We start from the raw sequence: 20,187 nt of genomic DNA, 5'->3' as shown, positions 1-20,187 counted from the left end.
TGCTCCTACAGGGCGATGCCAAATCCCGGAAACAGACATAACAAAAAAGACCGCACGACATGTCAGAACCCACCTTACTGAACAACGAAATTCGCAACTGGCTGATGGACTGCGGCCTGTTCAACCAATTGCTACCGGCGGAATTCGCCGCGGCCTCGGGCTATTTCAGCCTCAGCACCATTGCCCAGGGCGAAGAAATTTTCCACGAGGGCGATGCCGGCAGCTTCATGTGCATCATCCACACCGGCCAGGTGGCAGTGCAAAAGACCGCCAGCGACGGCCAGCAGGTGACCATCGCGACGCTGCGCAGCGGTCGTTCGTTCGGCGAAATGGCCGTGCTCGACGGCGAACGGCGCTCGGCCAGTTGCGTGGCCGCGAGCAACTGCCAGTTGCTCAACCTGGGCAAGGATTCGCTGGAAAAGATGCTCAACGACGCGCCGAAAATCGCTGCCAAGATCATCCGCGCCCTCGCCGTCTCGCTCTCCAGGCGCTTGCGCATGGCCGACGGGCAATTGCTGTCGCAGCAGGTTTAACCGCCGGGCGACTTGACCTTCGGCGGGTTCTGCTCGATCCCCGGAACCGGCTGGTCCTTGGTCGGCGGACTCGGCATCTCGATCGGCACCAACGGAGGGCCACCACTGCCCGGGCCCACTTTCGGCAGCGGTGCCGGGCTGATCTGCGGATACGGCGTGGGCGTTGCGGTGCCCGGCGAACCGGGCATTGGCGCGGGACTGATCGGCGTTATCTGTAGCTGCTGGGCCTGCACTGCAGTTATCGAGAGCGCGGCCAGGGCAATGGCCGTTAGAATGGTGCGCTTCATCAATGGCTCCGTTGGCCTTGTGGTCGTTTGCAGGCTACTCCCAACCGCGCCCGTTTGCCTTCCCCTGTGCTGCCATTTTTCCTCAAGTGAGCCCCATGAAACGTTTTGTTCTGCTCGATACCGCCCCTATTCCCGAGAACGGCGGTGCCCTGTGCCTGTTCGAGTACGGCGAGGATTTCGTCATCAAGATCCAGGGCGGTGACGGCGGGCAATTGATGAATACGCGCATGCACGGCTCCGAGGATGCCCTGGCCGAAATCCCCTGCCGCAAGGTCGCAGGACGGCCGAACTCGCGGGTGTTGATCGGTGGCCTGGGCATGGGCTTCACCCTTGCCTCGGCACTCAAGCACCTGGGCAAGTCCGCCGAAGTGGTGGTCGCCGAACTGGTGCCGGGCGTGGTGGAGTGGAACCGCGGAGCGCTGGGCGAAAAAGCCGGAAACCCGCTGCAAGACCCGCGCACGGTGATCCGCCTGGAAGACGTGGCTAAGGTCCTGCAGGCAGAGCCGCAAGGTTTCGACGCGATCATGCTCGACGTCGACAACGGCCCCGAAGGCCTGACCCAGAGGGCCAACAGCTGGCTCTACTCCGCCGGGGGCCTGAGCGCCTGCGCCAAGGCCCTGCGCCCCAAAGGCGTGCTGGCGGTCTGGTCGGCCAGCGCCGACCGACAGTTTTCCGACAAACTGAAAAAAGCCGGTTTCAAGGCCGAGGAAGTGCAGGTCTTCGCCCACGGCAACAAGGGCACCCGCCACACCATCTGGATTGCCGAGAAGCTCAAGGGCTGAGCTAAACTGCGTTTATACCGTCATTAGTCATTCAACAAAGGTGAACCCATGAGTTCGTCCACCCCGACCAACACCTCGAAGCTGGACCGCATCCTCGCCGACAACCAGCGCGACAAGGAAATGGGCTACCGCGACAAGGCCCTGAAGATGTACCCGCACGTGTGCGGCCGCTGCGCCCGTGAATTCTCCGGCAAGCGCCTGAGCGAACTGACCGTGCACCACCGCGACCACAACCACGACAACAACCCCCAGGACGGGTCGAACTGGGAATTGTTGTGCCTGTACTGCCACGATAACGAACACTCGCGTTATACCGACCAGCAGTATTTCGGCGAGGGCTCGCTGAGCACGCCGAAAATCGCCAAGGCGACGCACAACCCGTTTGCTGCTTTGGCCGGACTGATGAAGAAAGACGAGTAATCTTCATTTCCTGACCCGGCCTCTTCGCGAGCAGGCTCGCTCCCACATTGGATCTATGTTGCACCGAAGATCTCCTGTGGGAGCGAGCCTGCTCGCGAAAGCAATTGCCCAGGCACCACCAATCTGTGAACTGACCGCTGCCGCCCAATCCCCGTATAATCGCGCTTTTTTCCCAAAGGCACCCCGCTCGTGGCAGACAAACGGTACAGCTGCATTGGTTTGTATAACCCCAAGTCACCGGAGAACGTCGGTTCGGTGATGCGCGCCGCTGGCTGTTATGGCGTGGCGTCAGTGTTCTACACCGGCAAGCGCTATGAGCGCGCCGCCGACTTCGTCACCGATACCAAGCGGGTCCATTACGACATCCCGCTGATCGGCATCGACGACCTGAAGAAAATCCTGCCTCTCAACTGTGTACCCGTTGCCGTGGAACTGGTCGAAGGCGCCCGCCCGTTGCCGGAGTACACTCACCCGGACCGTGCGCTGTACATCTTCGGCCCGGAAGACGGCTCGCTGGACAAAGAGATCCGTGACTGGTGCGAAGACGTGGTCTACATCCCGACCACCGGCTGCATGAACCTCGCTGCCACGGTCAACGTCGTGCTCTACGACCGCATGGCCAAGGGCCTCAACACCCGTTCGGGGCCGAAATTCCGCTGAATCGCCGCACATCCGATGGAACAAGTGGCCTGCTCCGGCAGTCATCTGATCTATCCATTACTCAAGCCTGGAGTCAGATCATGAGCGAACTCAAACACGTAGAGCGCGTCGAATCCACCCCGTTCCAGACCCCTTCCGATCAGAATGTCCATGGCTGGGAACGCATCGGCTCACTGGCTGGCGGCGTAGTAATGGTCGGCAAGGGGTTGCGTCGCGGCGGCCTGTTCGGCCTGATTCAGGTGGCCATCGGCGGTGTGGCCCTGGCCCGTGGCATCACCGGCCACAGCTCGGCGAAAAGCCTGCTGGAAAAAAGCCGTCAGGACATGAATAACGTGCGGGCGAAGATTCAGCGTGCGGGGGAAGAGTTGAGCCAATTGAAGGCTAACGCAGAGGCGGCGACCAAAACTGCAACCGTGACTGGGAATGATTCTTTGAAATCGCCTAAAACCGGGGTTTGATCCTGAATTTTCGCGGGGGCTGATGACCTCATCGCGAGCAAGCTTTGCTCCTACAGGAGTTGCGTCGTTCACACATGTTGCAATCGACTCCTGTAGGAGCAAAGCTTGCTCGCGATAGCGGTATTACTGAAGCAACCCGGTATCAAGAACTTTGGAAGCCTCGCCAATAACGCTCTCACTGAGCTGCACGAATTCCTTGGTATCAATGCTCCCCAGATGCATCGCCCCGCGCAACACATCATCCAGCGAACGCTTGTTACGGGTCTTCAAGCGAATCTCGCGATCCAGCTCCTGTAGCAACACCACCGCTTTGGCCACCTGCGCAGAATTGATCTGCTCGCCCCGCAAACTGGTGACTTTCTGGCTGTCCTTGAGCAGCTTCTTGTGCAGGTCCTCATACCGCTCATCACTCATACCGCCGGCCCGGCGCACCAGTTCGATGGCGTAGTATTCGGCAAACCCTTCGCTGATCCAGTCGCTGCGCTGCTGATCGTTGATCCGACCGAATACTTGGGCCAACTCGCGCACCAACGCACTCGTACCGCTTTCACTGACCAGCGGCAGGTGGGTATTCAGGTAAATCGATTCATGCGCCGACAGGCTACCGCGCCACATCGGATCGTTGGCGCCGACAATCAGCAACTTGGTCGGGTGACGAGGAAACACGGCCTGCACCTGCGGCCAGACAAATGTCAGCAGCGTCAGCACGTCCATGCGCCGCATGCCCTGGCCTCGTGGTGAGGTGACAGTGACTTCGGTTTCGCCCAGTCGGGTGCGTCGACTACCGAGGTGCCCGGCGAGCATCCAGCCCGTGGGCCGGTCGAACAAGCGGGAAACGTTATCGATGCGAAACTTGTTCTTGCCGATGCGCGGCCAGGCGGTTTCGACGCTTTGCCAGCCATTGGGCAACTCGAATTCAAGGCGTGACACCAGCTCGATGCCGTCCTGCTGATCGAGTTTGGCGGGCGGCACCAAATCCTCGCCGCGCATCAGCGCCCAGGCCGGGGTCATGCGCGTGTCGAAGCTGCCACTCTTGCGCCCATGGCTGATGCGCACGCGGAAAGTCAGGCTGGCCTTGTCCTCGGCCGGGCGCCATACGCCACGGGTGAGTTTGCCCGATGTCAGCTGCCATTGGCCGTCAGCCTTGAAATCGCTGTAATGGCTGCCGTCGCCGAGGTTGAAATCCAGGCTGCGTACGGCCGAGCCCTTGGACAGGGTCAGGCGCACCTCAGCCTGATCGCTTTGCGGCAACAGGCGCACGTGGTAATCCAGATCAATCTTCTTCGTCGCCGCCCACACGGGAGAACTCAGGGTCAATAACCCAACGGCCAGCGCCCGCCGCCATCCCACAGCCATACACACTCCTTTGTAAAACCCTAACCCGCGCGGAAAATCAGATGATCTTCCCAATCATCTTCAGCCACGCTGCCTTCGGCAAGCATGCGCCCGGACTGGGAAATACGTTCGTGGTGCACCGCGTCGCGATCACCGCACACCAGGTGATGCCACAACGGCAGGTCCTTGCCCTCGCTGACCAGGCGATAGCCGCAGGTCGGTGGCAGCCATTTGAACTCGTCGGCCTTGCCCGGTGTGAGCTGGATGCAGTCCGGCACCGAGGCGCGACGGTTGGGGTAATCGCTGCACTGGCAGGTTTTCAAGTCCAGCAGTTTGCAGGCGATGCGCGTGTAATAGACGCTGTTGTCGTCTTCGTCTTCGAGCTTTTGCAGGCAGCACAGGCCACAGCCATCGCACAGCGATTCCCATTCCTGCTGATCAAGTTGATCGAGGGTTTTGCGTATCCAGAACGGTTCTACTTTGGCGGCCATCGTTCGAGCATCGACATCAGGTGGTGAAAAGGCCGCCAGTCTAGTGCCCGCAGCCCCGCGGGCCAAGCATTGGCGACTGTCGGTAGAACACGCTTGTCAGTTATCGCGCCTCCAAGTAGGGTTTTGCATCGCTCCCACTTTCAAACCTAGCAAGGAATCTCTTGATGAGTGCAAACCCACGCATTGCCGATCATGCCATCCATCCTCAGTTTACCGATCGTTGGTCGCCCCGTGCCTTCACCGGCGAAACCATTCCTGAAGAAACCCTGCTGAGCTTCTTTGAAGCCGCGCGTTGGGCACCGTCGGCGTACAACTCGCAGCCTTGGCGGTTTCTCTATGCCCGTCGCGATACGCCGAACTGGGAGCGTTACCTGGGCCTGCTGAACGAATTCAACCGCAGCTGGGCGCAACACGCCTCGGCACTGGTGATCGTGATCTCGAAAACCACCTTCGCCGCGCCCGGCGCCACTGAAGAAACCCCGGCGCTGTGGCACACTTTCGACACCGGTTCCGCCTGGGGGCACCTGGCGCTGCAAGCCAGCATCAGTGGCTGGCATACCCACGGCATGGCCGGTTTCGATCAGGAACTGACCCGCAAGGAGCTGAACATCCCTGAAGGCTACGCCCTGCATGCAGCCGTGGCAGTGGGCAAATTGGGGGATAAAGCGACGCTGGCGGATTACCTGCAAGCGCGTGAAGAGCCAAGCCCGCGGCGTCCGCTGAGTGAGTTGGCCGCCGAAGGCGATTTCACCCTCTAACCGTGCTGAACCTGATCGTTCCCATGCTCTGCGTGGGAATGCCTCTTGTGACGCTCTGCGTCACGCTGTTGGGACGCGGAGCGTCCCGGGCTGCATTCCCACGCAGAGCGTGGGAACGATCAGCGTGGGAACGATCATTCAATACCCGCGATTGAAATCCACTTCCCCGCGCAACGCTTCACTCGCCTGATACGCCCGCAGGTTCTCGACAAACAGATTCACCATCAGCGATGGCGAGGTCGGTGCCGAGCTGTGGCCCGTCAGCAACAGGCCGAAGGCCGTCCAGAACGGATGACGTTGCGGCAGAGGCTCCTGGCGACAAACGTCGATCACCGCACCCACCAGATGCCCTTCCTTCAAGGCCTCTACCAGATCCGCGTCCACCACCGCCACACCCCGCCCGACGTTGATGAACAGCCCGGTCGGCTTGAACTGCTTGAACAGCGCCGCATCGTAGATATCGTGGGTGTTCGGGGTATTTGGCAGCAGATTGACCACGTAATCCACTTCACCGACCAATCGTGGAAGATCCGCCAGCGAACCGACTTCGATAAAGGGTGCCTGCTCACGGGACTCACTGGCGATGCCATACAACTGCACACCAAAAGGTACGAGAAACTGCGCCACCGTCTGCCCGATATCACCGGTACCGACGATCAATACCTTGCGCCCCGCCAGACTCTGGCCGTGACGGCTGTCCCATTTGCGCTCGACCTGGCTGACCAGCCGTGCCAGCACCTCACGTTCGTGGCCGAGCATGTAGGTGAGCACATACTCGGCCATGACCTGTCCGAAAATCCCCACCGCGCGGGTCAGGCGATAGTGCCGAGGCAAACCATCGGCCAGCAGTGGCGTGATCCCGGCCCAGGTCGATTGCAGCCATTGTGGCTGATGACCCTGACGCAACAGGGTCGCCAGCAAGTCGGGTTGGCCGAGCCAGACCGGGCAATCGGCAGCCAGACGCGCCAGTTCGGCGGAATCGCCGCTGGTCAGTACTTCTACGTCGGGCGCCGCCTCTTGCAACAGTCGGGCGTACACCGGGTGGTCGTGTTCAGCAATCAGAACGCGCATGCTTCAAACCTTTCGAAAAACAGTGCAGACGGCCGCCGACAGAGTCCTGCTCCGTCCATGCGGCCATCGCCAAAATCATTCCAATGTTCATCCAGGCTTTGAACAGAGCCTGTCTGTCGATCACATGGGGTCGTTGCGTCGCAGCAATTCTTCCGGCAAGTGTTCGATGTATTCCTCTTCCGCTGGCGGCATTTGCAGGTGATAGCCCTGCTTTTCGAGGTTTTCCAGCACGACGGTGATGTCCTCGCGCGACAGTTTGCGCTCGGGGCTCAACACCAGGTCGAACGCGTGGATAGCTTTGCCGAAGGCGGCCATCAAGGGTTCCGGTACACGCTCCAGAGCATCGCTCTTGAGCACATAGAGGTACATCTCGTTTCTCTTCGAACTGCGGTAGATGGAGCAAATACGTTTCAAGGCTGTTCTCCGGCGGTGGCCAGGCTGTCGAGCAGCGCCTGGCCCATCAATTCGCGGCGCCAGCCACGCAGCGAATCAGGCAATTGGTAGGGACCATTGGGGAAGCCGCTTTTGAGCAGGGCTTCCAGGGTTTTCTTGCGCAGCATCAGTTCAGGCGCGATGTTCAGGCGCTCGGCCTCGGCCTGGCCGATGGCTTTGAGCCGCTTGAGCAGCGCGGCGGCGTCCACTGGCAACGGCTCAGGCACGGCGGGCGGCCATTGCTCTGGCGACACACTGCCAGAGCGCTTGATCAGATCAAGCAGGAACTCGCCGTCCTGACGCACGGTACGCGGGTGCATGTCTTCGATTTTCGCCAATGCGCCGAGATTGTCCGGTTGCGTGCGCGCCAGCGGCCACAGCGAATGCTCGCGGATGATGCGGTTGCGCGGCAGGTCACGGGCACGCGCCTCTTGCTCGCGCCAGGCGCAGAGTTCACGCAACACGGCGAGCTGCGCGCGGGACAGTTTCCAGGCCAGCTTGGCGTCGCGATAGACCTCGAACGGGTCGATTTCGCGGCGCAGGTTGGCCACCAGCTCCGCACCGTCCTCCAGGACCCAGGCGTATTTGTCGTCCGAGAGTTGCGGACGCAATTTTACGAAAACTTCCGCCAGGTGCACGGCATCTTCGGCGGCGTAGCTGATCTGGGTCTCGGAAAGCGGACGTTGCAGCCAGTCGGAACGGGTTTCGCCCTTGGGCAGGTCGATACCCAGCACTTCCTGCACCAGCCGCGAATAGCCCATGGAGAAACCCAGGTTCAGGTAAGCGGCGGCCAGTTGCGTATCGAACAGCGGTGCCGGCAGGCTGCCGGTCAGGCGTAGCAGGACTTCGAGGTCTTCGCTGCACGCATGGACAACCTTGACCACCGCCGGATTTTCCAGCAAGGCGGCCAGGGGCTGCCAGTTGTCGATGGTCAGCGGATCGATCAGGTAGGCACGTTCGCCATCGCCGACCTGCAACAGGCCTGCGATCGGGTAGAAGGTGTCAACCCGCATGAATTCGGTGTCGAGGGCAACGAACGGCAGCTGCTGCCACTCGGTGCAAAACCGACCGAGGCTATCGTTGTCGCGAATCCAGTGAATATCGATGGCCACACGGCTCTCCCTTGAAGAATGGCGCGCAGTATATATCGCCCCCGACGATTTCCGCGCATTCACTGAACAAGAGCTTTAGCGAAAATGCCTGCCTGACAGTAAGAATAGTCCGACAAACACGGCCTAACCGACCTTACCCAGCACGTAAACCCGCCTCGGTGCGCAACCGGGCAGAAAATCCTGATGGCTGAGCACGCGCAATCCCGCCTGCTTGAATTCAGCCTCGACCTGGGTCTTGCTGACCAGCGGCCCCGCTGCGGCCCCCTGCCCGTCGGTGCGCCATCCCTTGAAACGGCCACCGACACGCACCGCCACAATCACCGTATCGCGACTGACCCGGTAAAATTCGCCCAACATCGCTAAACGAAGCTCGGGACAGGCAATATGCTGAAACAGCTGCATGCAAAAAATGCAGTCAACCGCATTCTCCGACAAACCAATGTTGAAGGCGGAGCTTTGAAAGGTCCTGACTCGCTTCATCAGGCTCTGCGGATGGTGGGTCCGGGCATGTTCGAGAATGCCTTGGGACGGATCCATGGCAAGGATCACCCGGTTCGCACGCTCGCCCAGCACCGACCAGAAGCGCCCGACACCGCAAGCCACATCGAGAATCAAACCCGGTTCGCCGGCGACCTTGAGCGCCCGGCGCACCATTTGCTCGTCACGCCAGAACGCCAGGCGCTCGCCCAGGCTTTGCGCTCGCGGCTGCAGGCAGACGCGGGCGTGCTCCTGGTGATAATGCCGGGCGAACTCGAGCTCGATGGCGGAAGGGGACTGAGCAGTCATGTGCAAGGGCTCTTGAGCGTAGATGTGCCGGCCGCGGGCCGTCGTATGAATAGAGGTCGCAGCACTCAATCTTTGGCCAGTACGCCGTCAATCGCTGCCCTGCGGCACCCGGAAAACATATCCAGGTCCTGGTTATAAACCTTGCTGTTGACCTCCAGCAGCCCCAGCACCGAATGGAACAGGTTGTCCTGGCTCAAGGGCTTTTCACGACTCAGTTGCAGGCAATGGGTGTCCACCGAGAACGACTTCTGATAGCTGTCGGAGAACCAGGCCAGCATCGCCACATGCTTCTGCTGTTCCGGTGCCAGCATGTAAGGCGTGCCATGGAGGAACAGGTTGTATTCGCCCAGGGATTCGCCGTGGTCCGACAGATAAAGCATCGCGGTATCAACTTTGTCCTGGTTGCTGCGCAACAGATCGATCAGGGTCGACAGCACATGGTCGGTATACACCAGCGTGTTGTCATAGCCATTGATGATGCTTTCGCGGCTGCAATTGTTCAGTGCATTACTTTTGCAGACCGGAGTAAAGCGCTCGAACTCCTTCGGATAGCGTTTGTAGTACTCCGGACCGTGACTGCCCATCTGGTGCAATACCAGTACCGTGTCTTTATCCAGGGTATCGATGAAATGTTGCAAACCTTGCAGCAGGATTTCATCGCGGCATTCACTGTTGGCGCACAGCACCGGGTCTTTCAGATTGCTGACGTCGTCGAGGGTGACGCGATCGCAGGTACCCTTGCAGCCAGACTGGTTATCACGCCAGATCACATCGAGGCCGGCACGCTTGAGTACATCCAGCAGGCCTTCTTCGTTCTTGGCCTTGCTTGCGTTGTAATCCTTGCGCCCCATATTGGAGAACATGCAGGGCACCGACACCGCTGTTTCAGTGCCGCAAGATTTCACATCGGTAAACGCGATCAGCCCGGCTTCCTTATCCAGTTTCGGCGTGGTGTCGCGGTTGTAGCCGAGGACGCCGAAGTTCTCTGCCCGGGCACTTTCGCCCACCACCAGCACGGTCAGGGATTTACGGCCATGGGTTTGCCAGGCCGGATTGCGCTGCGCATCTTCACCGACTTTGACAAAGGGCTGGTGTGCTGATGCGACCTGCTCGCGCAAGTAACCGGCGGATGCACCAATGTAGTTGCTCGGAACCACCATCAGGCGCAGTTCATGGTGATTACGAAACAGCGAAGAAAGGCCCTGATAGTTAACCAGCGCGACACCACCAATGACCGCCGCTGAGGCAAACGTCACCAGTGCCTTGCTCAATAACTCACGATGCCAGCGGCGATAATTAACCGGGGTTTTCCACAACAACCAGGAAGGCAGCACACCGAGGAAAACAATATACGCAAGCAACTTGATTGACAGTAAGTCACGCACTTCCGTGGCATTGGTTTGAGCGAAGTTGCGCAACATGCCTATGTCGATCAAGACACCGTATTGGCCCATGAAATAAGCCACACCCGCACTGATCATGAACAGCAGGGTCAGCACGAGTTTCAGCACCGGCCGGAAAGCCAGCAGGGTCAGGATAATGTTGAAAGCCGCGAGGATCATCGCTCCGAACGCCACGCGCATGACGATGCCTTTACCGTCCGCTGCGGTGATTTCGAAGAGGTGCTGCCACAATACAAAATTGAAGGCAGTCAACAAAAAGGCGCTGGCAATCAGTGTCACCCATTCCGGGCGCACGGCTTTAATCTTCAACATGGTGATCGGCTATCCCTGAAAAGAAGTGCCCTCGATAAATGTGAAAATATCATTTATCGCGACAGCACTAACTCTAGGCAGCCGTCCATCAATTTTTCGTGAAAAAGAAGCCAACGATTAGTTGACCACCTTACACTCGATGAAACTTTCTACTTATTTGAGAATGGTTCAGGTCTGGTTCAGCAAGGTCAGAAACTGAACATCTCAAGGGTGCTCGATGTTGGCCATGCCAGCCCTATTTAATTTCCCGATACTGCCCAAGACTTTCTGATTTGCCCCCTGCCAACTACTCGCGCCTAATCGGCTCCTGATTTATCAAGGTCCGATCATGGAAAACATTCGCGCAACCTCTCGCCCTGCCCTGTGGTTGATGTTCAGCATCATGCTGGTCGCCCTGAACCTGCGACCCTCCATGGCCGCGGTCGGTCCTTTGCTGTCGGCGATCCGCGGCGACATCCCGCTGAGTTTCAGTCTGGCATCGTTGCTGACCCTGCTGCCGGTGATGACCATGGGGCTGGCGATGTTCTTTGGCCTGGCGATCAGCCAACGCCTCGGCGAGCGACGCACGGTCGTGTTGTCGCTGCTGGTCATCGGCCTGGCCACGGCTTCGCGATTGTTCCTCGATTCTGCCCTGGAACTCATCCTCAGCGCCGTGCTGGCCGGCATCGGCATCGCGCTGATCCAGGCACTGATGCCGACGCTGATCAAATCCCGATTCAGCGACAACGTGGCCCTGTGCATGGGGCTCTACGTCACGTCGATCATGGGCGGTGCCGCCATTGCAGCCTCCTTCGCCCCGCTGGTGATGGTCCATACGGGCAGTTGGCGCATGGGCCTGGCAATCTGGGCGGTACTGGCCGTGGTCGCACTGCTGTTCTGGTGCAGCCAACGCACGGCAGCGACGACGCAGGGCACAACGAGCAACCGCCACTTCTTTAGCCATTCCCGCGCCTGGTTGCTCGCGGCTTTTTTCGGCCTGGGCACGGCGTCCTACACCTGCGTACTGGCCTGGCTGGCGCCGTACTACGTAGAAAAGGGCTGGAGTGAACAAAACGCCGGGTTGCTGTTGGGCTTCCTGACCGCCATGGAGGTGTTGTCCGGCCAGCTGACACCGGCCATCGCCAACCGTAGCCGTGATCGGCGCCTGGTGCTGGTGGTGCTGTTGGCGCTGATCATGGCCGGTTTTTGCGGGTTGATTCTTGGCCCGGCAAACCTCGGTCTGCTGTGGCCATGTCTGTTGGGGCTGGGAATTGGCGGGCTGTTCCCGATGAGCCTGATCGTGTCGCTGGATCATCTGGACGATCCCCGGCGCGCGGGTGGGCTCACGGCGTTTGTGCAAGGCATCGGCTATCTGATCGCCGGTCTTTCGCCACTGGTTGCCGGGATGATCCGCGATCAGCTTGGCAGTTTCGAATGGGCCTGGTGGTCGCTCACCGGGGTCATGACACTGATGATCCTGATGGCCTTGCGCTTCGATCCGCGGCATTACGCCAAACACATTCACTGACTCGCAGCCCACCTCGAAGGCCTGCGGGACATTCTCCTGTTGCCTTCATTGCGCTAGGATCATTCGCACAAGTTTGCGCATGAGCCAGAAAGGATGCTGAACAGTAACGTGCTACGAAAGCTCGACATGCAGGACCTGATGGTGTTCGTCGCCGTGTATGAGCAAAACAGCGTCTCCGGCGTTTCCGAGACGCTGTGCGTCAGCCAGTCCACCGTGAGTTACTGCCTGAAAAAACTGCGCGCCGGGTTTGAAGACGAATTATTCATCAATACCCGCACCGGGATGCGCCCCACTTACAAAGCCGGCAGCATGTACCCCCTCGTGCTGAAGATCCTGGACAGCATCAACTTGTGCCACGCCGCTGCGTCGGCGTTCGATCCGACCGTGCAACCGACAGTTTTCAACCTCTGCGCACCGGAATACTTCGAGCAACTGGTTCTGCCGCGCCTGCTGAAGAGCTTCGCGCTCGCCGAGCTTGCGGTGACGGTCAATGTGCATAAGCTCGAAACCGAGATCCCGGCCGAAGCTCTGCGTGATGGCAGCCTCGATCTGGCGATAGGTTTCGGGCCGAGCTTTCATCGAGGCCACGGTGACTTCAATGTGCGGACGCTGCTGCAAGACGATCTCGTCTGCGTCTTCGACAAACGCGCCACCCCGCCGCAACCACGCCTGAGCCTGCAAACCTTCATCGAGCGCCGACATGTGTTCCCGACACCTTGGACATCCACCAGCAACATGGTCGACGGCTGGTTGGCGCAGCAAGCCCGACAACGGCAGATCGTTGCACGGGCCAATAGCTACAGCGCAGCCCTGAAGATGATCACCGGCACCGACTTCATCCTCACCCTGCCCCGGCGCATCCAGCAATTGCTGGCCAATCAGACCGACTTCGATCGCTGTGAAGCGCCCAATGGCTTGCCGGGATTCACCCTCGACATGCAGTGGAGCCAAGGCGCCGATCAGGACAGCGCCAACACCTGGTTGCGTGAGCAAGTGATCGAGGCGTGTGCCGAAGCGGATAGTGCTCCGACGCACCCAGCAACGCTCAATTACTGTGGCGCTCCGTCTAAACGGCGACACACATAAGCTCGGGTTTGATACGGGAACTCAATGGTTTCACGCCCGCGAAGAGACGGGTGGGTTTGGATCAACCTCTGTAGCTGCTCGGAAACTTTCGCCTTTTCGGCAGGAGGTAGAGCAGCGATAAAACTCACCGACAGAAAGCGATCCATGATGACTTCCGTGGCGCTACCTGTATGCGTGTATGGGAAACAGGTAAGTTCAGGTTCAGAAAAGTAGCGCCCCGTGAATGGCAATTTCCAATCCCCGGTATGAAAACGTGGGGTATCGCCTTCGTACGGCGTAATGATGTCAGTGATGGCTGCAACCCAGTCCACCGACTCATCGCGCACGTTCCAGATCAAGCCCAGCCGAGCGTCCGGTTCAAGCACTCGGTGAATCTCGGCAAGGGCCGCTTCATCTGCAAACCAGTGGAAAGCTTGGGCGCATACCAGTGCTTGCGCTGCTCCGGAGTTGAGCGGTATGGATTCGGCCGTTCCCTCCAGGATCGTGATGTGCGGGAGATTCCTGGCAAACTCGGATCGCATCGCTTCTATGGGTTCAACCGCTACAACATCGATCTCCATTGATCCCAGTAACTGAGTAAATTTACCTGTGCCGGCTCCTAAATCAACAACCGTCGATCCCGGATGAATTTCAAGCGCTTCTCTAAGCCAGGCATCCAGTTCCCCTGGATAGCTAGGGCGACCCTTGGCATAGGTTCCAGCTTGCGATGAGTAGCCTAGCTGAGCAACTTTCTGAATACCTGCCATGAGTCGTGACCCGCTTTTTGTTAAGAGACACCCGGTCAACCTGACCAGTGACGCGATACAGCTCAGTGACCAACAGATGTCTTCGAATAAGATTCGCGATCGATGTCGAGAATCTCAACGCACAACTGCACCTCCACCCCTGCCGGCCATTCACACAAATCCTTGACCACTGCCAGCAGGCTTTCGGACAGCTGTTTCTTGATCTGCTCCGAGCGCCCGCTCAGCAGCGCCAGTTTCACATGCACGAACGCCCGTTCGGCCAATGCCGTGCCGACCTTGAACGTCTCGACCTTCACCGCGCGACTCTTGATGTCGAATTCGGCACCGAACTGACCAGACCCCACCAGCGTATTGTTCAGACGCATCAACGCCACATCAGCGTTCAGATCAGGCAGGTTGGCGGTGTATTCCAGGTGCAGGTGAGGCATGGCGTAACTCCTGTAGGTCGGCGGAAAGTTCTTACATATAGCACAGCGCTGCCTTGCTCACTGGGGCAGCGACAACAGATTGCGCTCGCCCATGAACGCTTCAATTCGTGAGCGCAACCAGCGTTCGGCAGGGTCGCTGTCGACATGGCTGAGCCAGACCATGGACAACTCAAGGGTCGGCGTCTTGAACGGAAACGGCTCCTTGAACAACTGACCGGACGTCGCCATGGCCTCTGCGGTGTAATCCGGCAGGCTGGCAATCAGATCGGTCCCGGAGAGCAAGGCCGGCAACGAACTGTATTGCGGCACCGAGAGCACCAACTGGCGCGTGCGGCCGATTGCTGCCAGCCACTCGTCAGCGAAACCACTGACGTTGGCAATATGGGACACCAGCACATGCGGGCGCGAGCAGTACTCATCGACCGTTAGCGGCGTATCGCTGGCATCAGCTCGTAAAACGCAGGGATGGATGTGCCGCAACAACTTGCGCTTGGCGTTGGCTGGCAGACCACCGGTCTGGCTGACGCCGACCGTTATGTCGCCAGACGCCAGCAAGTCGGGAATGCGCCAGTAATCGATATTCTGCACCACGAACACCACCTTCGGCGCTTCTTGGCGCAACGCCCGCAGCAACGGCGGCAACAGGGCGAATTCGACATCGTCCGACATCCCGATGCGAAAGGTCATGGTGCTGCTGCTCGGGTCGAAATCATGGGTCAGGCTCAACGCCACCGACAACGAATCCCGCGCCGGCGACAAGTGCCGAAAGATCTCTTCAGCCCGCGCCGTTGGCTCCATGCGATGGCCGACGCGTATGAACAACGGATCGTTGAACATGGTACGCAAGCGATTGAGCGCCGAACTGATGGTCGGCTGACCGAGAAACAGCTTCTTCGCCACCTTGGTGACGTTACGTTCCAGCATCAGCGCTTCAAACACCACCATCAGGTTGATGTCGGCCTTGCGTAGTTCGTTGCGATTCATCCATTGCCCCCGCGCTCAAAAAACTATCGACAGTTTAGGGAGCTGTAACAATTGGCGTCTACGCGACTGAACGAATGCCTCGAGGGATTTGCGTTTAATGCCAACAGGCTCACGCGCCGGGTCCTACATCCCCTTCCTGATTTTGTCGTGCCTCTGGCGGGACAGCCCCGCGCCCCTAAGCTCAGGAGGCTTCGGGCAAAAACGGTCCGGACGAAAACCTTCAAACACAATAGGAGAATTTCAATGGCTAGAGACAAAGCGAAAGACGACGAGCACTTCAACTGCACCCAGACGCATGAAGCCGACTACGTCGCCGGCCTCTATCCTCACGCCAAGGACGAAGTGAAAGACTTCCTGGCATCGGCCTGCAAGGACAACTCCCTGCATAACTCAACCCACAAGGACGTTTATGACCTGATCAAGAGAAAACTGGGCCACTCGCAACCGTAAGACGGGCCAGTTAGAACGAAGCTGCTCTGACTGAGCAGCTTCCCCCTGTCGACGGAGGAGGCAAACATCGCGACACAGTCCAACGGGTGATAAAGAAGCGCAGTTGCTCCAGAATTTCCCTGCGTCATCCAATCCGGATGACGGGAGCACATCCGCTCATTCAATTATCGCAAGGAAGCTATACATGACTATGGATTTGAATCAACACTTGGACACTGCCAAACAATACATCGGTCGGCAATACACCGAGGAGCTTCGCGCAGAACTCGCCAAGAAGACCTGCCTGGCAGTACGACCGACGGGTGTTGGGTACATCATGACCAAGGATTACAACCCTGCACGAATCAACCTGCTGGTCGAGAATGAAATCATCACCCACGTCACCATGGGCAATTGATTCGCCGAGTGTATTTCGTGCGGCTAAAAACCTGACAGGTTACTGCACAATCGCAGGAGGGGGCGGCCTTCATAGGCCGCCCCCCCCTGCTACACCGCACTGCTGGTTACCAGCCCCCCCCTAATTGGTTGACGCGAGTATCGACTCTCGATAATCTGAAACCAACACACTCGCCACACGTCCTGCCCAACGGGTAGGGTCCTGCCTCAAAGCAGGCGTGCAAAAGGCGAGTTTTTTTTTGCCTGGAATTTGAGCATGACCAAGAAGGCGCCCGTAACAAAGCCCCCCTTTGCAAAGTCGGCCTTCACTCCACAGGCACTGCTCGCCAAGCTGAAAACACAAGGTCTGATCGTCAACGATGACGATATGGCTCTCAAATACATCTCGTATGTTGGTCATTTCCGACTGAAAGGGTATTGGTACCAGCTACAAGATCCCGCGACCAAAAATTTCCACCCAAACACCACGTTTGACCATATTTGCCAGCGTTATGAATGCGATTGCGGATTCCACGCCATCCGGCCACCCAGCCCACCAACATCCGGCCACCTGTTCCACGATCATCCGGCCGGGCAGTCGGAGCGCAGCGACGCAGGTTTGCATTGTTAGTCTGAAGTCTCTGTCGCCGTCAATTTCGTTGCGCGTCTGCGCATCGATTCGCCCTTCAGTTCGATCCGATAAGCGTTGTGCACCAGCCGGTCGAGGATCGCATCGCCCAAGGTCGGATCGCCGATCAGCGCGTGCCATTTGTCCACTGGCATCTGGCTGGTCACTAGCGTCGAGCGGTTACCGTAGCGGTCGTCCAGCAGTTCAAGCATGTCGCGCCGTTGCGCAGCGGTAAACGGCGCCAGGCCCCAGTCGTCCAGGATCAGCAAGTCAGTCTTGGCATAACCCGCCATCAGTTTCGCGAAGCGGCCGTCGCCGTGGGCCAGGCCTAGTTCTTCCATCAAGCGCGGCAAGCGCAGATAACGCACGCTGTAACCGTCGCGGCAGGCCTTATGAGCCAGCGCGCAGGCGAGCCAGGTTTTGCCTACGCCAGTTGGGCCGCCGATGATCAGGTTCAGACCATCGCGCAGCCACTGGCCGCTGCCCAGTTGCAGGATCAAGGCCTTGTCCAAGCCACGCGGACTGCGATAGTCAATGTCTTCCAGGCAGGCGTTATGGCGCAGTCGGGCCGCCTTGAGGCGAGTAGTCAGGCGGGCGTCTTCGCGCTCGGTCAGCTCGCGATCGACCATCAGACCGAGGCGTTCGTCGAAGCTGAGATCGTTGATGTCAGGCGTTGCGTGTTGTTCGCCAAGGGCCTTGATCATGCCGTGCAGGCGCAGGGTTTGCAGCTTGTCGAGTGTCGGGTTGGGCAGCATTTTGGTGCTCCTTTTTCAGGTCAGTGGTAGTAGCCAGGGCCGCGCAGGTTGATGTGTTCTTCAGGCAGTAACGGCAGGTTTTGCTGGGCCAGCGGCAGCCGTTCCAGCCCTTGGCGCAGGATCGATTCCAGGCTTTTGTAGCTGCACGCGCCCAGTGCCAGTGCTCGCTGGCAAGCGGCTTCCAGCCGCTCTTCGCCGTGCTGTTTGCTCAGGCGCAGGATCCCCAGGCAGGCGCGGAAGCCGTGCTGCGGATGGATCCGGCGTTCGAGGATGTAGGCGATGACACCAGCGGTGTTCGGCCCGGTCTGCTCAGCCCAGTGGATCAGTCGCTGCGGCGTCCATTCGGCATGTTCGCGGTGACTTTTGGGCATGTGCTCGGTTTGGGTGGTGTGGCGGCCTTTGTGCGGTGAGCGCAGATGGCTGGCTACCCGCTGGTTGGCGTGGAAGCACTCGACAGTCCTAGCGGTTAGCCGCACTTCGAGTTGGTGCTTCACCAGCTGGTATGGCACCGAGTAGTAATGACCATCGACCTCGACGTGGTAGTCGATGTGCACCCGCACCTTTTTCCATTCGGCGTAGACATACGGATGTTCTGGTAGCGGTTGCAGTGCGGGTTGGTCGATGGTCTCGAAGGCTGAGCGCCGTGAGCCGGGCAGCTTCTTGAAGGGCTTCTGATTGAGGCGATCGAGCAGCAGCGCGATGGCTGTGTTGAGTTCGCCCAAGGAGAAGAACTGGCGGTTGCGCAGCACCGCCAGGATCCAGCGCTCGACTACCTGTACGCCGACTTCAACCTTGGCTTTGTCCTTGGGTTTACGCGAGCGCGCGGGCAGCACAGCTACGCCGTAATGCTCGGCGAGATCGCGGTAACTGGGGTTGATATCCGGCTCATAGCGATGCGCCTTGGTGACGCCGCTGCGCAGATTGTCCGGTACCAGGATCTGCGATGTACCGCCGAGAAAGGCGAAGCAGCGCACGTGCGAGCCCAGCCAGTCGGGCAGTTTCTGCGACCAGGTGGCCTCGGCGAAGGTGTAGCTGGACGCGCCGAGGACGGCGACGAAGATCTGCGTTTGGCGGATCTCGCCGGTTCGCCGATCAATGACTGGCACGGTCTGGCCGGCGTAGTCGACAAACAGCTTTTCGCCGGCGCGATGTTCCTGGCGCATGACCACATCGATCTTCGCGGCCCAGAGGCGGTAGTGCTCGCAGAACCAGCTGTACTGGAAGCCTTGCGGGTGGGTGAGCCGATACTCTTGCCAAAGCAGGGCCAGGGTGACGCCGGGGCGACGTAACTCGGCATGGACATGAGCCCAGTCCGGCATCGGGCGTTGGTCGCTGGGAACATCGGGCGGAGGCGGAAAAAGGCGCCGTTGCAACTCAACGTCGCTCAAAGCACACGGCCAAATCAGCCCGCTGGCAGCAAAGCGATTGAGGTACTCACCGATGGTCGCGCGACCCACTTCCAAGCTGACAGCGATCTGGCGAGCAGACAGGCCGACCTCGAATTTGAGACGTAGCACTTCCTTAATTTTACGCATGGATAACCGCTCCACGACGACCTCTCTGCTTCGATAAAAGAGGTCGATGGTAGTGAATTAATCCTGCGTTGCTGCCTGCCTTATGAGTGGCCGGATGGCCGTGGAATGGGTGGCCGGATCATCGTGGAATCAGTGGCCGGATGTTCATGGAATAGATGGCCGGATGCCCGTGGAATCCGCATGCGATCGAGAAATTCGGGCAATCATTATGGAGTCGGCGGAAAGGCTTGAGGTCGCAGTCCGCACCGTGATCTGCAACATGCTGAGCCTCAAGTATTCCCCGCACTGGTATCTGAAAACAGAAATCTTTGCGCCAAAAGGACGAAATGGCATCGGACAAATGCTGTCGAAGATCGAAGGCGAGGTTGAGCGAGCCTCCTCTCGGCGTTACATAAAAGCCTACTATGAAAGTTATGAAGATCCCTACCTTCCACCCAGCTGGGCTATGAGCGAATGCGTAACGCTGGGCACCTGGTCTAAAATTTTCGCGATACTAAGAGATCCGATTGATCGGAAAGTCATTTCGTCAAAGTTTGGTATAGCGCAAGTGGAGGTGTTTGAAAGCTGGCTGCATGCGTTGACGGTGCTTCGGAACATGGCTGCTCATCACGACCGATTCATAGACGTGAAAATTGGAGTTTCCCCAACCAATCTGAAGCGAAAAGACATCAAATTCACCGACAACAAAACGGTGTATTCCTCGCTGACAGTGATTCATGTCTTACTGAGTTCTATAGGATTCAACGGCACCTTCAAATCAAGGCTTGCGTCAATGGAAGAAAGGTATGGTGCCGCGCATTTTCAGCGCATGGGCTTTCCTGAATACTGGAAGACTGACGCGAACGGCTGGTGA

24 protein-coding genes and 1 pseudogene are annotated in these 20,187 nt (G+C 58.8%); 12 read left to right on the top strand and 13 right to left on the bottom strand.

Annotated elements, in window-relative coordinates; translation table 11 throughout:
* The first annotated feature begins 59 nt into the window (after positions 1-59).
* Positions 60-533 carry a cyclic nucleotide-binding domain-containing protein gene (locus ACA058_RS07135; protein ID WP_497638471.1) on the top strand — a complete coding sequence of 158 codons (474 nt, stop codon included), beginning with the start codon at positions 60-62 and terminating at the stop codon, positions 531-533.
* Here the strand turns inward: ACA058_RS07135 and ACA058_RS07130 are convergent.
* Positions 530-820 (bottom strand): hypothetical protein, encoded by a 291-nt coding sequence (locus tag ACA058_RS07130; RefSeq protein WP_497638470.1) that lies wholly within the window; start codon positions 818-820, stop codon positions 530-532. The genes ACA058_RS07135 and ACA058_RS07130 overlap by 4 nt on opposite strands.
* A gap of 95 nt (positions 821-915) precedes the next feature.
* Between ACA058_RS07130 and ACA058_RS07125 the strand changes: the two genes are divergently transcribed.
* The 4 genes from ACA058_RS07125 (at position 916) to ACA058_RS07110 (ending at position 3,140) form a co-directional block, all read left to right on the top strand.
* Positions 916-1,602 carry a spermidine synthase gene (locus ACA058_RS07125; RefSeq protein WP_497638469.1) on the top strand — a complete coding sequence of 229 codons (687 nt, stop codon included), beginning with the start codon at positions 916-918 and terminating at the stop codon, positions 1,600-1,602.
* Between the two features lie 48 nt (positions 1,603-1,650).
* Complete coding sequence (locus ACA058_RS07120; RefSeq protein ID WP_110966870.1) at positions 1,651-2,022, top strand: YajD family HNH nuclease; 372 nt, start codon at positions 1,651-1,653, stop codon at positions 2,020-2,022.
* Between the two features lie 189 nt (positions 2,023-2,211).
* Positions 2,212-2,682 carry an RNA methyltransferase gene (locus ACA058_RS07115; protein WP_007911337.1) on the top strand — a complete coding sequence of 157 codons (471 nt, stop codon included), beginning with the start codon at positions 2,212-2,214 and terminating at the stop codon, positions 2,680-2,682.
* 80 nt (positions 2,683-2,762) lie between these two features.
* Positions 2,763-3,140 carry a YgaP family membrane protein gene (locus ACA058_RS07110; protein WP_497638468.1) on the top strand — a complete coding sequence of 126 codons (378 nt, stop codon included), beginning with the start codon at positions 2,763-2,765 and terminating at the stop codon, positions 3,138-3,140.
* Between the two features lie 123 nt (positions 3,141-3,263).
* Here ACA058_RS07110 and ACA058_RS07105 read toward each other — a convergent pair whose 3' ends face one another.
* Positions 3,264-4,496 carry a hypothetical protein gene (locus tag ACA058_RS07105; protein WP_497638467.1) on the bottom strand — a complete coding sequence of 411 codons (1,233 nt, stop codon included), beginning with the start codon at positions 4,494-4,496 and terminating at the stop codon, positions 3,264-3,266.
* A 20-nt stretch (positions 4,497-4,516) separates the two neighbouring features.
* Positions 4,517-4,966, bottom strand: coding sequence for a YcgN family cysteine cluster protein (locus tag ACA058_RS07100; RefSeq protein WP_497638466.1), 450 nt, complete (start codon positions 4,964-4,966; stop codon positions 4,517-4,519).
* Positions 4,967-5,130: 164 nt separating this feature from the next.
* Here ACA058_RS07100 and ACA058_RS07095 point away from each other — a divergent pair, with 164 nt between their 5' ends.
* Positions 5,131-5,724, top strand: a complete 594-nt coding sequence (locus ACA058_RS07095) for a nitroreductase family protein (RefSeq protein ID WP_497638465.1) — start codon at positions 5,131-5,133, stop codon at positions 5,722-5,724.
* A 138-nt stretch (positions 5,725-5,862) separates the two neighbouring features.
* Here ACA058_RS07095 and ACA058_RS07090 read toward each other — a convergent pair whose 3' ends face one another.
* The 5 genes from ACA058_RS07090 to ACA058_RS07070 all read right to left on the bottom strand — a co-directional run bounded on the left by ACA058_RS07090 (position 5,863) and on the right by ACA058_RS07070 (position 10,840).
* Complete coding sequence (locus ACA058_RS07090) at positions 5,863-6,795, bottom strand: D-2-hydroxyacid dehydrogenase (RefSeq protein ID WP_497638464.1); 933 nt, start codon at positions 6,793-6,795, stop codon at positions 5,863-5,865.
* A 120-nt stretch (positions 6,796-6,915) separates the two neighbouring features.
* Positions 6,916-7,209, bottom strand: coding sequence for a YcgL domain-containing protein (locus ACA058_RS07085; protein WP_180203027.1), 294 nt, complete (start codon positions 7,207-7,209; stop codon positions 6,916-6,918).
* Positions 7,206-8,339: a ribonuclease D gene (gene rnd / locus ACA058_RS07080; protein ID WP_401308820.1), complete on the bottom strand. Its 1,134-nt coding sequence runs from the start codon at positions 8,337-8,339 to the stop codon at positions 7,206-7,208. Before rnd ends, ACA058_RS07085 begins: the two co-directional genes overlap by 4 nt.
* 123 nt (positions 8,340-8,462) lie before the next feature.
* Entirely contained in the window at positions 8,463-9,125 is a 663-nt protein-coding gene (locus ACA058_RS07075; protein ID WP_497638463.1) for a class I SAM-dependent methyltransferase, read from the bottom strand.
* Between the two features lie 65 nt (positions 9,126-9,190).
* Positions 9,191-10,840: a phosphoethanolamine transferase gene (locus ACA058_RS07070; protein ID WP_497638462.1), complete on the bottom strand. Its 1,650-nt coding sequence runs from the start codon at positions 10,838-10,840 to the stop codon at positions 9,191-9,193.
* A 328-nt stretch (positions 10,841-11,168) separates the two neighbouring features.
* On the opposite strand from ACA058_RS07070, the gene ACA058_RS07065 reads away from it, so the two are divergent.
* Together ACA058_RS07065 and ACA058_RS07060 are read left to right on the top strand one after the other, a co-directional pair.
* The gene (locus ACA058_RS07065) at positions 11,169-12,347 is read left to right on the top strand and encodes a cyanate transporter (RefSeq protein ID WP_497638461.1); all 1,179 of its coding nucleotides are present in this window, start codon (positions 11,169-11,171) and stop codon (positions 12,345-12,347) included.
* A 93-nt stretch (positions 12,348-12,440) separates the two neighbouring features.
* A pseudogene (locus ACA058_RS07060) lies at positions 12,441-13,373 on the top strand (LysR family transcriptional regulator); the annotation flags it as partial.
* Positions 13,374-13,396: 23 nt separating this feature from the next.
* On the opposite strand, the gene ACA058_RS07055 reads toward ACA058_RS07060, so the two are convergent.
* The 3 genes from ACA058_RS07055 to ACA058_RS07045 all read right to left on the bottom strand — a co-directional run bounded on the left by ACA058_RS07055 (position 13,397) and on the right by ACA058_RS07045 (position 15,591).
* Complete coding sequence (locus tag ACA058_RS07055) at positions 13,397-14,179, bottom strand: class I SAM-dependent methyltransferase (RefSeq protein WP_497638460.1); 783 nt, start codon at positions 14,177-14,179, stop codon at positions 13,397-13,399.
* A gap of 62 nt (positions 14,180-14,241) precedes the next feature.
* The gene (locus ACA058_RS07050) at positions 14,242-14,607 is read right to left on the bottom strand and encodes a 5-carboxymethyl-2-hydroxymuconate Delta-isomerase (protein WP_497638459.1); all 366 of its coding nucleotides are present in this window, start codon (positions 14,605-14,607) and stop codon (positions 14,242-14,244) included.
* A 57-nt stretch (positions 14,608-14,664) separates the two neighbouring features.
* Positions 14,665-15,591 carry a LysR family transcriptional regulator gene (locus ACA058_RS07045; protein ID WP_497638458.1) on the bottom strand — a complete coding sequence of 309 codons (927 nt, stop codon included), beginning with the start codon at positions 15,589-15,591 and terminating at the stop codon, positions 14,665-14,667.
* A gap of 243 nt (positions 15,592-15,834) precedes the next feature.
* Between ACA058_RS07045 and ACA058_RS07040 the strand changes: the two genes are divergently transcribed.
* The 3 genes from ACA058_RS07040 to ACA058_RS07030 all read left to right on the top strand — a co-directional run bounded on the left by ACA058_RS07040 (position 15,835) and on the right by ACA058_RS07030 (position 17,047).
* The gene (locus tag ACA058_RS07040; protein ID WP_497638457.1) at positions 15,835-16,041 is read left to right on the top strand and encodes a hypothetical protein; all 207 of its coding nucleotides are present in this window, start codon (positions 15,835-15,837) and stop codon (positions 16,039-16,041) included.
* 184 nt (positions 16,042-16,225) lie between these two features.
* Entirely contained in the window at positions 16,226-16,438 is a 213-nt protein-coding gene (locus ACA058_RS07035; RefSeq protein WP_497638456.1) for a hypothetical protein, read from the top strand.
* 255 nt (positions 16,439-16,693) lie between these two features.
* Entirely contained in the window at positions 16,694-17,047 is a 354-nt protein-coding gene (locus ACA058_RS07030) for an Abi family protein (RefSeq protein WP_497638455.1), read from the top strand.
* Here ACA058_RS07030 and istB read toward each other — a convergent pair.
* Positions 17,044-17,799, bottom strand: a complete 756-nt coding sequence (gene istB, locus ACA058_RS07025; protein ID WP_024264899.1) for an IS21-like element ISPsy14 family helper ATPase IstB — start codon at positions 17,797-17,799, stop codon at positions 17,044-17,046. The genes ACA058_RS07030 and istB overlap by 4 nt on opposite strands.
* 20 nt (positions 17,800-17,819) lie before the next feature.
* Positions 17,820-19,334 carry an IS21 family transposase gene (gene istA, locus ACA058_RS07020; RefSeq protein ID WP_497635052.1) on the bottom strand — a complete coding sequence of 505 codons (1,515 nt, stop codon included), beginning with the start codon at positions 19,332-19,334 and terminating at the stop codon, positions 17,820-17,822.
* Positions 19,335-19,428: 94 nt separating this feature from the next.
* On the opposite strand from istA, the gene ACA058_RS07015 reads away from it, so the two are divergent.
* Positions 19,429-20,187, top strand: a complete 759-nt coding sequence (locus ACA058_RS07015) for an Abi family protein (RefSeq protein WP_497638454.1) — start codon at positions 19,429-19,431, stop codon at positions 20,185-20,187.

The organism is Pseudomonas sp. LBUM1649 (assembly GCF_059716155.1).
Note: the sequence above shows the minus strand (reverse complement) of the source record. Positions and strands in the feature narration are given on the sequence as shown.